Genomic DNA, 13511 nt, shown 5'->3' on the forward strand with positions numbered 1-13511 from the left:
TTGATTGTAGGGGTCGCTGTCAGGCGCCAGCCCGCAGGCCGTGCGCCCACAGCGCCACGGACTCCAGCGGCTCCAGGGTCTGCGACTGGACGGCCTCGACCTTTTCGCCACGCAGGGGCTTGACGGCCACGCAGCCCTGCGCCAGTTCCGCCGCGCCAAAGATCAGGGCGAAGCGGGCGCCGCTGGCGTCGGCCTTCTTGAACTGGGATTTCATGCTGCCCATGCCGTCAGCATTGCCGGCGTGCATCTGCACACTGACACCGGCGGCGCGCAAGGCCTGCAAGGCACGTGAAGCCACCGGCCAGGCGGCAGCGTCAGGAACGATGGCGTAGGCATCCGGCACCGGCAGCTCAACGCTGGTCCCCTGCTCCTTGATCAGTTCAAGCACACGCTCGACACCGAGCGCCCAGCCGACGGCTGGCGCCGGCCTGCCGCCCATTTGTTCGATCAGGTAGTCGTAACGGCCACCGGCGCAAATCGTGCCTTGCGCACCAAGGCGGTCGGTCACGAATTCAAACACCGTCAGGTTGTAATAGTCCAGGCCGCGCACCAGCCGGTGGTTCAGCGTCCAGGGCACGTCGTTGGCATCGAGGATGGCCTTCAGGCCTTCAAAATGCGCGAGCGATTCGGGGCCGAGGAAATCCAGCAGCCGCGGCGCACTTTCGACGACTTCCTTCATGGCCGGGTTTTTGGTGTCCAGAATCCGCAGCGGGTTGCTATGCAGGCGGCGCCGGGCTTCTTCATCGAGCAGGTCGCCATGTTTTTCCAGATGGGCAATCAGCTCCGCCCGGTGCTGGGCACGCTCTTCGGGCTGGCCGAGACTGTTGATCTCCAGCCGCCAGTCGTTCAGGCCCAGCTCTTTCCAGAGCGCCGCTGCCAACAGGATCAGTTCGGCATCCACATCGGGCCCAGCAAAACCCAGGGCTTCCGCGCCGATCTGGTGGAACTGGCGATAACGCCCACGCTGCGGGCGCTCGCGGCGAAACATCGGGCCCATGTAAAACAGGCGTTTGCCGCCCTCGTACAGCAGGTTGTGTTCGACCACAGCGCGCACCACGCTGGCGGTGTTTTCGGGCCGCATGGTCAGTTGGTCGTGTTTGCCGTCCTTGTCGGCACGGTCATCAAAGGAATACATCTCCTTCTCGACGATGTCGGTGACCTCGCCGATGCCGCGGACAAACAGCTGTGTGTGCTCGAGAATCGGGGTGCGGATGTTGCGGTAGGCATAGCGGCCCATCAGGGCGCGGACTTTGTCCTCCAGCCACTCCCAGCGCGCCGAATCGGGCGGCAATATGTCGTTCATGCCTTTGACGGCAGTCAGTTTTTCAGCCATGGAATCTTTGTCTAAGCGGTCTGGGCGACGGCTGGCGTGCCAAAGCGCTTTTCAATATAGTTTTCGACAATCACACGGAACTCCTGCGCAATCTGGTCGCCGCGCAGCGTCATCGCCTTTTCGCCATCAATATAAACCGGTGCGGCCGGTGCTTCGCCCGAGCCGGGCAGGCTGATGCCGATGTCGGCATGTTTGCTCTCGCCGGGCCCGTTGACGATGCAGCCCATCACCGCGACCTTGAGTTTCTCAACACCGGGGTACCGGGCACGCCAGACCGGCATCTGCGCGCGCAGGAAATCGTCGATTTCCTTGGTCAGTTCCTGGAAAGTGGTGCTGGTCGTTCGGCCGCAACCGGGACAGGCGGTGACACTGGGCACGAAGCTGCGCAGGCCGAGCGCCTGCAGGATTTCCGAGGCAATCAGCACTTCCTGCGTGCGCGCTTCGCCGGGCTGCGGCGTCAGGGAGACGCGAATGGTATCGCCGATGCCCTCCTGCAGCAGGATAGCCAGCGCGGCGGTGGACGCCACCGTGCCCTTGGTCCCCATGCCGGCTTCGGTCAGACCGAGGTGCAGCGCATAACGCGAGCGTCTGGAAAGTTCACGGTACACCGAGATCAGGTCCTGCACGCCGCTGACCTTGCAGGAGAGAATGATCTGGTTTCTGTCCATGCCCATCTGCTCGGCCAGTTCGGCTGAACCGAGAGCCGAGGTGATCAGCGCCTCGTACATCACCTGTTTGGCGTCCCAGGGCTGGGCCCGGCGGCTGTTTTCATCCATCAGGCCGGCCAGCAGTTCCTGGTCCAGGCTGCCCCAGTTGACACCGATGCGCACCGGTTTGTTCCAGCGAACAGCGGCTTCTATCATCTGCCCGAACTGCCGGTCGTGTTTGTCGCCCTTACCCACATTGCCCGGGTTGATACGGTACTTGGACAGTGCCTCGGCACAGGCCGGGTAGTCGGTCAGAAGGCGGTGTCCGTTGTAATGGAAGTCGCCAACGAGCGGCACATCGATGCCCATGCGGTCGAGCTGTTCGCGGATGTACGGCACCTGCGCCGCAGCCTCCGGCGTGTTGACAGTGATACGGACCATTTCCGACCCGGCAATGGCCAGTTCCTTGACCTGGATGGCCGTGCCGATCGCGTCCACCGTGTCGGTGTTGGTCATGGACTGCACACGCACGGGCGCATCGCCGCCCACGGTGACCACACGCGAGCCCCAGACCACACGCGCCTGGGACGACATGCGCGCCTTGGGCGCGGCCGATTCCACGGGAAAACATGCTGCCACTACTTCACCTCAAAACGCGCAACGTTGTCTTTGCTCACAGCGCCCAGGTCGAAGGCCTTGCCCCGCACTTCGACCTGCGTCGCATCGACCCGGCCAACCACCGCGGCCAGCGGCGGGACGCCCGATGCTCCCGCTTCCTCACCGGCAGCCAGGGTACGACGCAAAACCACCGTGCCTCTGGCATCGGTCACTTCGACCCACGACTCCCCTTTGGCCCGAAACACGATGATGCCGGCGGCCGCGGCCGGGGCCGAGGCGGCGGCCGGCGACGCGACCGCAGGCGACATGACCACTGCAGCCTGATCGGTAGCAGGCAGGCGCGGTGCGAGTAAAGGGGCCGCCGGCGCCGTGCCGCCAGGAGTTGCGGGCTGGGCCATGCTGTCCGTCCCGGCGGGCTTGTCCACCTCGATCAGTTCGGTCCTGGCCATGGCAACCCCCGACTGCCCCCCAGACGGGGCCGCAGGTGCATCGGCAACGGCAGGTGATGGTGTCGCTGGCTGCGTGGCGACGCCGGGCTGCTGAACAGCCGGCAGAAAGATCAGAACCAGGGCACCCAAGACCAGCAACAGTCCCGCCAGAACGGCGGGCCTGGAAATCTGGGCCACCAGGGAGGGCCCGGGTCCGTCACCGGGAGAACGAAACGGTGCGTTGATGGGCGCACTCTGCTGCCCGAGATTGGGCTTGCCGGTTTGTGGCAACAGCGTCAGCACCTGACCCGCATCTATCTTCAGGGTGCGACAGACGCTCGCCGCCAGAGCGCGTACAAACACGGCATCAGGCAGCAGGTCCAGGCGGTCAGCTTCCAGGGCTTCGAGCTTTTTGACCGGCACCTTCAAGGCCACCGCCAGTGCGGCGATATGCAGGCCTGCAGCCTCGCGTGCCTGCCGGATCAGGGAACCGGCACTGACCGCAGGCCCGCCATCTGCCTGGTCCAGCGGGACGTGGGGCGCCGGGTCTCGCTGCGTCATGGCAGCGTTGCCCGGCAGCAGGCCGTCGGCATCAGTCATTGAAGGCTCCCCTTTCGTAAGCTGCAGCCTCGCGTGACTGGCCGAAGCGCTTTTTAAGCTGATCGGCCAGTTGCAGCATCGCCTCACGGTTGCCCAGGCCGCGCTCCACCTTGATACCCAGCCACAAGGTTTCGGCATTGGCCAGATCACTGTTGTTCAAACGGCGAATGTAGAACTGCGCACGAACCAGCTCTCCGCGCTGGAAAAGCAGGTTGGCCAGGTTATAGCCGGTAACCGGGTTACCGGCGTCCAGCTCATAGGATTGCAACAGACTGCGCTCACCCTCCGCTTTCTGCCCCGCCCTCACCTGACAAAGCCCCTGCGTCATGAGTGTTTTGGCCTGGCCGCCGTACTGGGGCAGGGCAATGGCGCGGGCAAATAATGCAGCCGATTCGCTGTAGCGGTTTTGCTGGCAGAGCAGCCAGCCATAGTTGTGCAGCACGTCGCCGTCCCGCGGATTGAGCGTCATGGCCCGGCGGAAACTGTCCTCGGCAAGCACATTGTCATTCATGCGCATATAAACCAGGGCGCGCAGGTTGTAGGCCTCTGCATAGGTCGGATCGGTCACCAAGGCCTGCTTGATTTCATCGAGGGCGACATTGGTCTGCCCCTGCTGAAAATAATTCGCGGCCAGTTCCAGGCGGATGCGCGCCCGTTTGCGAACGTCCGGTTCGTCCGACTCCGTCATGATCTCGGCGCGCCCGCTCGCGGCGCCAGGAACGGAACCCGGTTTGCCGGCACACCCGGCGAGCAGCACAGCCGCCCAGCAGACAGACATTAACAGGACATTGCGGACACGACTCATACACCGACCTCTCTGGAGACTATCTTGATGCCCTTGAGCATACCCTGCCGCTGCGTGGCCATGCGCTGCTGCACACCGGTGCGGTCCTGGACATCGCCGGCCAGCTGGCCACAAGCGGCGTCGATGTCATCGCCCCGGGTTTTTCGCACGGTGGTCACAATGCCGGCATCCTGCAGAATTTTGCCGAAAGCCAGCACCCGCGACATGGCGGAGCGTTTCAGACCTGAGGCCGGAAACGGGTTGAAGGGAATCAGATTGAACTTGCAGGCCAGGCCCTTCAGCGAATGCCTGCGCATCAACTCCACCAGCATGTGCGCATGTTCGGGCTGGTCATTGACGCCGTCGAGCATGCAGTACTCGAAGGTGATGAAGTCCCTCGGTGCCGCGGCCTGGTAACGCGCGCAGGCCTCGAGCAACTCGGCGATCGGGTATTTTTTGTTCAGCGGCACCAGATTGCTGCGCAGCTCGTCCTCAGGCGCGTGCAGCGACACCGCCAGGGCTACCGGGCAATCCTGCGCCAGACGATCAATCATGGGCACCACGCCGGAGGTCGAAACCGTTACACGCCGGCGCGACAGGCCGTAGGCATGGTCGTCCAGCATGACGCGCAGGGCCGGCAGCAGCTGGGAATAGTTCTGCAGGGGTTCACCCATGCCCATCATCACGACGTTGGACACCACGCGGTCCTGCCGGCCCAGATGCCGGCGCAGGAAGTGCTCTGCAAACCAGAGCTGGCCGATGATCTCGGCTGTCGTCAGGTTGCGGCTGAAGCCCTGGTGGCCGGTGGAGCAGAAACGGCAGCCCACGGCACAGCCGGCCTGGGACGAAATGCAAAGCGTTCCGCGGTCGGCCTCGGGAATGAAGACAGTTTCAATGACATCGCCCGCGCCGACATCGAACAGCCATTTGATGGTGCCGTCGGCCGAATCGTGGCGTGACACCACCTTGAGGCTCTGGATGTGGGCGGAAGCAGGAAGTTTTTCACGCAACGATTTGGCCAGATCGGTCATCTGGGCAAAATCCGTCGCGCCTTTTTGGTGAATCCAGCGAAAAAGCTGGGTGGCCCGGAAGCGTTTCTCCCCGAGGCCTTCGCAGAAGGCCGCCAGCCCGTCCAGATCGTAATCAAGCAGGTTGGCGGTCATTTGCGGGAAACTTGCGCCTTAGCGCGAGTAGATGTTCATGCCCGCGAAGAAGAAACTGATCTCCACCTGGGCAGTTTCGACCGCGTCGGAGCCATGCACGGCATTGGCATCGATGCTGTCGGCGAAATCGGCACGAATGGTACCGGCGGCGGCTTTCTTCGGATCCGTCGCGCCCATCAGGTCGCGGTGTTTCAGGATCGCGTTTTCGCCTTCCAGGGCGGAAATCATGACCGGGCCGGAAATCATGAATTCAACCAGATCCTTGAAGAAAGGACGCTCTTTATGCACTGCATAAAAGGCCTCAGCTTCGCCGCGGGACAGATGCGCCATCCGGGCAGCAACCACTTTCAGGCCGGCGGCCTCAAAACGGGCATAAATTTGACCAATGACATTTTTTGCCACTGCATCGGGTTTGATGATGGAGAGAGTGCGTTCGATCGCCATGGGATTTCCTTAACCTTGATTTTCTGGGATTTATTCAAATCGAATAAAGCCTCTGATTTTAACCCGCGGGCAATGTCCTTTGGGCAAAGCGCGTTGGGATACGCCGGGCAGTTACCGGTTTCCGCCGCGGTTACCGCCCCCGCCGCGGTTTCCACCGCCACCGCCGCTACGACGCGGGCCCGGAGCGCCACCGCCACCCATGCCGCTACCACCGCGACGTTGCCCCTGACCAGGAGCCTGTCGCTGGCGGGTAAAGGTTTCCGCGCCGATATAACCAAACGAGGTCTTCATCGGGTCCGGCTGTGCACCGCCTGGACCCTTGTCACCGCGGTCACCGCCCCGGTCGTCACGGCGCTTCTGCCCTTGTCCGCCCGTATTGCCGCCAAACTTGCCGGGCGGGCCGGACCGGGGACCGGCGCCGGAGTTGCCCCCATTGCCGCGACCACCCTTGGCACCCCGGCGCCGGTTCGCGTCGCGTGGCGCTTCGTTGCGATTCATGGGCGGCTGCAGATCCAGCGGATCGTGGCCGGCCTCCTCGCCTTGTTCCCTTGCCTCCGCGGTCCGGCTTTTGTCCGGCATGGCTTGCGCATCCGGTGTCCGGGGGGCGCCATTGTCGGGTCGTCCCCGACCTCCGCGTGAGCGGTCGTTGCGGCGCGGCCCGCGCCCTGGTCGGCCCTCGCCGAAGCCGGCTTCCCCGGCCTCTCCTGCTTCCCCGGTATTCCTGTTGGCAGCGCGCGGATCGGCGCGGGCCTCCGAACGCCCCACAGCGCTGGTCAACGCGTCGATGTCGCGCTCATCGAGCTCGACAAAAGCACCACGCTTGAGGCCGCGCGGCAGCACCACCGCGCCGTAACGGATGCGGATCAGGCGGCTGACGGCGTGACCCACCGCCTCGAACATGCGGCGCACCTCGCGGTTGCGCCCCTCGGAAATCGTCACGCGGTACCAGCAGTTGGCGCCCTCGCCGCCGCCGGCTTCGATCGTGCTGAACTGGGCCAGGCCGTCGTCGAGTTGCACGCCGTCGAGCAAGCGCTTTTTCTCTTCGTTGTTCAGTGCGCCCAGCACACGCACCGCGTACTCGCGCTCCAGGCCAAAACGGGGATGCATGAGTTTGTTGGCGAGTTCGCCGGAGCTGGTCAGCAGCAGGAGCCCCTCCGTGTTCAGGTCGAGCCGGCCCACTGATTGCCACTTGCCCTGGAACAGCTTGGGCAGACGGCGAAACACCGTGGGGCGGTTTTGTGGGTCGTCATGCGACACCACCTCGCCGGAGGGCTTGTGGTAAGCGATGACCCGCGGTGGTGGCGGGTCGATGCGCACCCGGATCGGCTTGCCGTTGACCTTGACCGTGTCGCCAAACTGGATACGCTGGCCAATATGGGCCGGTTCTCCGTTGACGGAAATCCGGCCTTCCAGAATCAGCTGCTCCATTTCCAGCCGGGAGCCGAGTCCTGCCTGCGCCAGCACCTTGTGCAGCTTGGGCGTTTCCGGCTGGGGCAGCAGCACCCGCTTGGGGAGCTCAAGCGCCACGTCTTCCTCTTCGTCGGCATCGAACTGGCCGGTCACCACGTCTTCAAAACGGGCCAGCGCCGGCGCCATCTGCGCCACGCTCTCGGGCCTGCCCGGCGCCGCCTTGGCGGAACCACCGGCTGGCGGCACCTCCGCTATCAAATCAGGAGCTGCCTGCGCCAATGAATCGGGGGCTGGCGGCACAATGGGCTCTTCAACCTGGGCAGGGGGAGCGGGGGCCGGAGCCGGATTGTCTTTTTGATTCATGCGTTTGCGTTCAGGCGTTGGGATCGGTGGCCGTGAGGCTGGTTAACGAAGCGTCCTGCGAATGGCCGGCCTGCGCCGCATCGGAAAGTTCTGCGACCAGCAACCCGGTCCCGGAATCATCGGGCAAAGCGGCATCCCCGGGCGCTGCAGCGTCTGCAGCCACAGCCGCCGACATGCCAAACTCGATCTGATCGAGCATCGAGGCCTGCGCCTCCGTGGTGTCCATGACCGGCAGCTGGTCCAGCGACTCGATCCCTAGATCGTCGAGAAACTGCCGCGTTGTTGCGTACAGCCCGGGACGCCCGACGGTTTCGCGATGACCGATGACCTCGACCCAACCCCGGTCCTCGAGCTGCTTGAGAATCATGCTGTTGATGGTCACGCCCCGGATGTCTTCCATGTCGCCACGCGTCACCGGCTGGCGGTAGGCGATGATGGCCAGCGTTTCCAGCGTGGCTCGGGTGTAGCGCGGCGGCTTTTCGGGATGCAGGCGATCGAGGTACTCTCGCATCTGAGGTCTGCTCTGGAACCGCCAGCCGGTCGCGACATGCACCAGTTCCACCCCCCGTCCGGACCAGTCGTTTTGCAGATCCCCCAGCAACAGCTTGAGGGTGTCGGCAGTCAGTGCCCCGTTGAACAATACACCCATCTCACGCAAGGGCAGTGGCTGCTGCGCGCAAATAAGTGCCGTTTCGAGGACGCGCTTGGCATCCGTCGTATTCATGGTCTTGGTTCCGAAATGATTCGAGATAAAGGCGCCTGGCGGCGCAGTTCACATTCATGCGCAACCACTTTCATCTGGGCGCGCCATGCGGCGGGTAGCAGAAAACTACTGGATTTGATTGTATCCCAGCCCCAGTTGGGCAAGCGCCATGGCCAGATCCGCGGGCAGCGGCGCCTTGAACTCAAGGGCCTCACCGGTCACGGGGTGGGTGAAAGCCAGTCGGCAGGCATGCAGGGCCTGACGCGCCAGGCCCGCGGCAGGCTTGCCGCCATAAACCTCATCGGCCACCAGCGGATGGGCGATGGAGGCCATGTGCACCCTGATCTGGTGGGTCCGGCCGGTCTGCAGCCGGCAGCGCACCAGACAAAACGGCCCTTCGTTTTGCAACAGGTAAAAACCGGTCGAGGCGGTCTTGCCGGCCGTTTTTTCGAGGTCCACCACCGCCATGCGCAGGCGATTGCGCGGATCGCGGCCTATCGGCGTCTCGACCTGGCGCGACTTCGGTCCTTCCCAAGCGCCATGGGCCAGCGCGATGTATTCGCGGCTGACACTGCGCTCGGCAATCATGGCCACCAACTGGTCCATGACCTGGCGTTTGCGCGCCACGACCATGAGGCCGCTGGTGTCCTTGTCGAGCCGGTGAACGATGCCCGCGCGCGGCAACAGGCTGGCCCGGGAATCGCGCGCCAGCAGCCCGTTGAGCAGCGTGCCACTCCAGTTTCCGGGCGCCGGATGCACCACCAGGCCGGCCGGCTTGTTGATGACCAGCAGATGTTCGTCCTCAAAAAGAAGCTCCAGCGCCATCGCCTCCGGCTTGAAGGCCTGGCTTTGTGGCGTGGGTTTGAGTTCGATCTTGAGGTTGTCGCCGGCCTTGACTTTGGCGGAGGCCTTGGCCACCGTGACGCCATTGAGTTGCACGGCCCCCGCTGTTATCAGTTGTTGCAGATAACTGCGGGAGAACTCGGGCACAATGCCTGCCAGTGCCCGGTCCAGACGCGCGCCGTGACTCTCCACGGGAACACTGAACTCACGCAGCTCGGCGTCGGCGGCCGTCTCGCCGTCCCCCAGGACGTCATCGGCCAGAGTGCCCGCCGCAAGAGCGCTCGATATAATCAATTTGCTTTGTACAGAATCAGTCATTAACAGGATCAATTGCGATGTTTTCCTCCAAATTATCGGTTGTTCCAGCCACACGCCCCGTGGTAGCGGCCATGCTTGTCTGTGCATTCGCGCTTTCAGCGTGCTCCTCCACCGTGAAGGACCCCACGGCCAACTGGAGCCCCAACAAGATTTACACGGAAGCCAGGGACGAGGCAAATTCCGGCGCCTATGACAAGGCCGTCCCTCTGTTTGAAAAGCTCGAAGGCCGCGCAGCCGGTACGCCGCTGGCCCAGCAGGCCCAGCTGGAAAAAGCCTACGCCCAGTTCAAAGGCGGAGAGCAGGCACAGGCATTGGCCACGCTGGATCGCTTCATGAAGCTGCACCCTGCCAGTCCGGCGATCGACTATGCCCTGTACCTCAAGGGCCTGGTGAACTTCAACGAAAACCTGGGCCTTTTCAGCTTCCTGTACAAGCAGGACCTGTCGGAGCGTGACCAGAAAGCCGCCAAGGAGTCCTTCGAGTCCTTCAAGGAACTGGTCAACCGTTTTCCAGAATCCAAGTATTCGGCCGACGCGCGCCTGCGCATGAACTACATCGTCAATTCCCTGGCCCAGTATGAAGTTCATGTGGCCCGCTACTACTACACCCGCGGCGCCTACATCTCGGCCATCAACCGCGCGCAAACCGCGATTGCAGACTACCGCGATGTGCCGGTGCTCGAAGAAGCCCTGTTCATTCTGTACAAATCCTATGACGCGCTCAACATGGCCCAGCTGCGCGACGACACCAAACGCGTGATGGAAAGAAGCTTTCCCCAGAGCGAATACCTGTCCAAGGGCTTCAAGTCGGTTGAGGGGCCCTGGTACAAGTTCTGGTAAGCAGATCCAGCCGCTCGTTCAACTGTTCTTCCGACGCGAGGCGCTGCATGGGCGGCAGCGCGCGCAGCAGCCGCTTGCCGTAACCCATGGATGCCAGCCGGCTGTCGCAGACGACCAGCACGCCCTGATCGGTTTCGCGGCGTATCAAGCGTCCCGCACCCTGCTTCAACGCCACGGCGGCTTCCGGCAGGAAATAGTCGTTGAAAGCGCTTTTGCCTGCTGATTCCAGCAAGCGCGACCTGGCCTCCACCATGGGATCGTTGGGCGGCGGAAAAGGCAGTTTGTCGATGATCACGAGCTGCAGCGCATCACCCGGCACATCGATGCCTTCCCAGAAGGAGGCAGACGCCACCAGCACGCAGCCGCGTCCACCGTGGCTGTCGGCCTGGCGGAAACGTTCAATCAGGGTCCGCTTCGGCATCTCTCCCTGCACCAGCACCTCGATGTCAGCCGAACCCGCAAAGCTCGCCTGCAGGGCCTCACCGATCGCCCGCAAGGCGCGCAAGGTGGTTGTCAGCACCATGGTGCGGCCGCCCAGTCGGCGGGCCCAGTCCGCTGCGGAGGCCGCCACCGCAGCCGTGTGCGTGGGGTCGCCCGGCTTGGGAAAGTTGCGCGGAATGTACAACGCGGCCTGGCGCGCATAGTCGAAGGGGCTGCCCACCTGCAACACCGTGGCCTCTGTCAAACCACAGGGCTGCGTGAACCAGCTCAACTGCGCATCGTCGCCCAGAGTGGCCGAGGTGAATATCCATGTTTTGGCAGCCGCCTTGTCATCGGTGAACACCCTGGCCTGGATGGCCTGGGCGATATCCAGCGGGGACTCCACCAGCCGCAGCTGGGTGCCCACATCCAGCCAGCGGACCCCGCCGGGCTCGGGGGCAAGACCGAAAGCGCGGGCGCGCGCCTCCAGTTCAGTAGCGCGCTCGTGCAGGCGCGCGAAGTCCGGGGCGATGTCACTGACCGTGTCCAGGGCTTCACATGCACCCGCCAGCGTGGTGCTGACAGCCACCAGTGCTTCCGCCCATTCTTTGGGGGCCAGGCCCTCAGGCGCAGCATCGGTCCAGCGCAGCTTGCTGCCCGGATAGACTTTGCCCACTGAGAGGCGCAAGTCGCGGGCTGCATGTTCGGTCGCGCCGGCCAGCGCCTGCCAGTCCAGCAGGCCGCGCGCCAGCTGCAGCCCGGTGCCCAGCATGTCGCGAGCGAAATCGAGAAGCTGCCCGGTCGACAGGTTTTCTCCCAGAAACTGGACACCCGTTTCATTGAGCTGGTGCGCTTCGTCAAAGATCGCAATGCGCACTGTCGGCAGCAGCTCGGCCACGCCTGATTCGCGCACTGCCAGATCGGCAAAAAACAGGTGATGGTTGATCACCACCACGTCGGCCGCCAGCGCTTGACGGCGTGCCTGGTTGACGTGACAGGCGCGAAACCGCGGGCACGGGGAGCCAAGGCAGTTTTCCCGGGTCGAGGTGACCCAGGGAATCACCGGTGAACGTTCATCCAGCCCGGGTAGCTCCGCCAGATCGCCGGTGTCCGTTCCCCGAGCCCACTCCTCCACTTTGGCAAGCGCGCGAAGCGAGCTGCGCTCGGGAAAACTCGCGTCATGGCGGGCCATCTCCATCCGGTGCAGGCAGAGATAACTGCCGCGCCCTTTGAGCAAGGCGGTGCTGACCGGCACGCCCAGCGCCTGGACCAAGGCCGGCAGGTCGCGGCCGAACAGCTGGTCCTGCAAGGCCTTGGTAGCGGTGGACAGCAGCACCCGCTCACCGCTGAGCAGGGCCGGCACCAGGTAGGAAAAGGTTTTACCGACACCGGTGCTGGCCTCCACCACCAGCGGATAAGCACCTTCGATGGCGCGCGCCACGGCGAGCGCCATGTCGGTCTGTCCGCTGCGCGGGACAAAATGTTCAGCTGCTCGCGCCAGCGCACCATCGGGGGCAAAAGCCTCCAGGACTTGAGATTCCAGGTTCATCAGGCGGGTTCGGGAGGCTCGAGGGTCAGTTCGAGCCGGGCGATCAGGTCGCGCAGGAGCAAACGGCGCTTTTTCAGGCGCCTGAGCATCAACTCGTCAATCGGCACGGCATGCGCGGTGAGATCCACCATGGCATTGAGATCCGCATGTTCGATTTTGAGGTCTATGAGTCGACGCTCCGGGGAATGCAGGTTGAAGTCCAAGTTTTTTATGCGGGCGAGCAGCTTCATCTGATAATACGTTGATTACGGAGATTAATCGAGTCCACATGACTCGGCCATTTCAATATGTCCAAAGGTTATCGAATCACGGCGTCCACCGGTATCCACAAGGGAGACCGCGACTACCAGCAGGACCAGGTGGCCCTGCTCAGCCATGCGCGCATCGCCGGGTGCATGCTCGGCATCGTGGCCGACGGGATGGGCGGGCGAAGTGGCGGGCGCAAGGCGTCCGACCAGGTCATGATGACGGCCAAACAACTGTTCGAGCGTTATGCCCCTGACACCGACGACGCTGTGGCCATGCTCAAACAGCTGGTGGAAGAAGCCCACACCGTGATCAAGCTCACGGCCATTTCCGCCGAACAGGAGCCACACAGCACGCTGGCAGCGTTTCTGATCAACCCCGGCGGCGACTGCCACTGGGTGCATGCCGGCGACTCGCGCATCTACCATTTTCGGGGCGCCAAGCTGGTCAAGCGGACCATCGACCATTCCTATGTCCAGACACTGGTGGACAAAGGCGAACTCACCGAGGAAGAGGCCAACGTGCATCCACAGTCCAACATCCTGATGGGATGCCTGGGCACCGAGGAAGTGCCGCCGGTGAGCCAGCACTACATTCCACAGCTGGGGCCGGGCGACTCACTGATCGCGTGCAGCGACGGTGTCTGGCATTATTTCAGTCCCAGTGAAATGGGCTCAGCCCTGTCCATGCTGTCACCTCGCGAAGCCACCGAATTCCTGATCCAGAAAGCACGCTCGCGTGCCCATGGCGGCGGCGACAACCTGTCGCTGGTCATCGTCAAGCTCGAGGCGCTGGCCTGAATC

At 63.5% G+C, this 13511-nt stretch carries 13 protein-coding genes; 2 read left to right on the plus strand and 11 right to left on the minus strand.

Translation table 11 applies throughout. The annotated features are described in order from the left end of the window. Nucleotides 1-19: 19 nt before the first annotated feature. From hisS to PSV26_RS12485, 9 genes are all read right to left on the minus strand, one after another. On the minus strand, nucleotides 20-1333 hold the full coding sequence (gene hisS, locus PSV26_RS12445; RefSeq protein ID WP_300519310.1) for a histidine--tRNA ligase: 1314 nt from the start codon (nucleotides 1331-1333) through the stop codon (nucleotides 20-22). 11 nt (nucleotides 1334-1344) lie between these two features. Further along, nucleotides 1345-2574, minus strand: coding sequence for a flavodoxin-dependent (E)-4-hydroxy-3-methylbut-2-enyl-diphosphate synthase (gene ispG, locus PSV26_RS12450; RefSeq protein ID WP_300519658.1), 1230 nt, complete (start codon nucleotides 2572-2574; stop codon nucleotides 1345-1347). Nucleotides 2575-2618: 44 nt separating this feature from the next. After that, nucleotides 2619-3626: a helix-turn-helix domain-containing protein gene (locus PSV26_RS12455; protein WP_300571184.1), complete on the minus strand. Its 1008-nt coding sequence runs from the start codon at nucleotides 3624-3626 to the stop codon at nucleotides 2619-2621. After that, complete coding sequence (gene pilW / locus PSV26_RS12460; protein ID WP_300519304.1) at nucleotides 3619-4431, minus strand: type IV pilus biogenesis/stability protein PilW; 813 nt, start codon at nucleotides 4429-4431, stop codon at nucleotides 3619-3621. The genes PSV26_RS12455 and pilW overlap by 8 nt, the downstream gene beginning before the upstream one ends. Further along, nucleotides 4428-5573 (minus strand): 23S rRNA (adenine(2503)-C(2))-methyltransferase RlmN, encoded by a 1146-nt coding sequence (gene rlmN, locus PSV26_RS12465; protein ID WP_300571186.1) that lies wholly within the window; start codon nucleotides 5571-5573, stop codon nucleotides 4428-4430. The genes pilW and rlmN overlap by 4 nt, the downstream gene beginning before the upstream one ends. A gap of 18 nt (nucleotides 5574-5591) precedes the next feature. Continuing rightward, nucleotides 5592-6017, minus strand: coding sequence for a nucleoside-diphosphate kinase (ndk, locus tag PSV26_RS12470; RefSeq protein ID WP_096662563.1), 426 nt, complete (start codon nucleotides 6015-6017; stop codon nucleotides 5592-5594). Between the two features lie 111 nt (nucleotides 6018-6128). Continuing rightward, nucleotides 6129-7790 (minus strand): pseudouridine synthase, encoded by a 1662-nt coding sequence (locus tag PSV26_RS12475; protein ID WP_300571189.1) that lies wholly within the window; start codon nucleotides 7788-7790, stop codon nucleotides 6129-6131. A gap of 10 nt (nucleotides 7791-7800) precedes the next feature. Further along, nucleotides 7801-8514, minus strand: a complete 714-nt coding sequence (scpB, locus tag PSV26_RS12480; RefSeq protein ID WP_300519298.1) for an SMC-Scp complex subunit ScpB — start codon at nucleotides 8512-8514, stop codon at nucleotides 7801-7803. A gap of 105 nt (nucleotides 8515-8619) precedes the next feature. Next, nucleotides 8620-9654, minus strand: coding sequence for an RluA family pseudouridine synthase (locus PSV26_RS12485; RefSeq protein ID WP_300571192.1), 1035 nt, complete (start codon nucleotides 9652-9654; stop codon nucleotides 8620-8622). Nucleotides 9655-9671: 17 nt separating this feature from the next. On the opposite strand from PSV26_RS12485, the gene PSV26_RS12490 reads away from it, so the two are divergent. Next, nucleotides 9672-10493, plus strand: a complete 822-nt coding sequence (locus tag PSV26_RS12490) for an outer membrane protein assembly factor BamD (protein ID WP_300519292.1) — start codon at nucleotides 9672-9674, stop codon at nucleotides 10491-10493. Here the strand turns inward: PSV26_RS12490 and PSV26_RS12495 are convergent. Further along, the gene (locus PSV26_RS12495) at nucleotides 10456-12462 is read right to left on the minus strand and encodes an ATP-dependent DNA helicase (RefSeq protein WP_300571195.1); all 2007 of its coding nucleotides are present in this window, start codon (nucleotides 12460-12462) and stop codon (nucleotides 10456-10458) included. The two genes, PSV26_RS12490 and PSV26_RS12495, sit on opposite strands and share 38 nt — an antisense overlap. Next, a complete protein-coding gene (locus tag PSV26_RS12500; protein WP_300519653.1) occupies nucleotides 12462-12665 on the minus strand; it encodes a DUF465 domain-containing protein in 204 nt (67 codons plus the stop codon). Before PSV26_RS12500 ends, PSV26_RS12495 begins: the two co-directional genes overlap by 1 nt. Before the next feature lie 84 nt (nucleotides 12666-12749). On the opposite strand from PSV26_RS12500, the gene PSV26_RS12505 reads away from it, so the two are divergent. Next, nucleotides 12750-13508: a protein phosphatase 2C domain-containing protein gene (locus PSV26_RS12505; RefSeq protein WP_300519286.1), complete on the plus strand. Its 759-nt coding sequence runs from the start codon at nucleotides 12750-12752 to the stop codon at nucleotides 13506-13508. The last annotated feature ends 3 nt before the right edge of the window (nucleotides 13509-13511 follow it).

The organism is Polaromonas sp., assembly GCF_029945685.1.
GTDB lineage: Bacteria > Pseudomonadota > Gammaproteobacteria > Burkholderiales > Burkholderiaceae_C > Polaromonas.

What these genes read in the sequence shown, in the direction of transcription:
- hisS (WP_300519310.1), bottom strand. Translation starts at nt 1,333, where the DNA reads ATGGCTGAAAAACTGACTGCCGTCAAAGGCATGAACGACATATTGCCG.
- ispG (WP_300519658.1), bottom strand. Translation starts at nt 2,574, where the DNA reads ATGTCGTCCCAGGCGCGTGTGGTCTGGGGCTCGCGTGTGGTCACCGTG.
- PSV26_RS12455 (WP_300571184.1), bottom strand. Translation starts at nt 3,626, where the DNA reads ATGACTGATGCCGACGGCCTGCTGCCGGGCAACGCTGCCATGACGCAG.
- pilW (WP_300519304.1), bottom strand. Translation starts at nt 4,431, where the DNA reads ATGAGTCGTGTCCGCAATGTCCTGTTAATGTCTGTCTGCTGGGCGGCT.
- rlmN (WP_300571186.1), bottom strand. Translation starts at nt 5,573, where the DNA reads ATGACCGCCAACCTGCTTGATTACGATCTGGACGGGCTGGCGGCCTTC.
- ndk (WP_096662563.1), bottom strand. Translation starts at nt 6,017, where the DNA reads ATGGCGATCGAACGCACTCTCTCCATCATCAAACCCGATGCAGTGGCA.
- PSV26_RS12475 (WP_300571189.1), bottom strand. Translation starts at nt 7,790, where the DNA reads ATGAATCAAAAAGACAATCCGGCTCCGGCCCCCGCTCCCCCTGCCCAG.
- scpB (WP_300519298.1), bottom strand. Translation starts at nt 8,514, where the DNA reads ATGAATACGACGGATGCCAAGCGCGTCCTCGAAACGGCACTTATTTGC.
- PSV26_RS12485 (WP_300571192.1), bottom strand. Translation starts at nt 9,654, where the DNA reads ATGACTGATTCTGTACAAAGCAAATTGATTATATCGAGCGCTCTTGCG.
- PSV26_RS12490 (WP_300519292.1), top strand. Translation starts at nt 9,672, where the DNA reads ATGTTTTCCTCCAAATTATCGGTTGTTCCAGCCACACGCCCCGTGGTA.
- PSV26_RS12495 (WP_300571195.1), bottom strand. Translation starts at nt 12,462, where the DNA reads ATGAACCTGGAATCTCAAGTCCTGGAGGCTTTTGCCCCCGATGGTGCG.
- PSV26_RS12505 (WP_300519286.1), top strand. Translation starts at nt 12,750, where the DNA reads ATGTCCAAAGGTTATCGAATCACGGCGTCCACCGGTATCCACAAGGGA.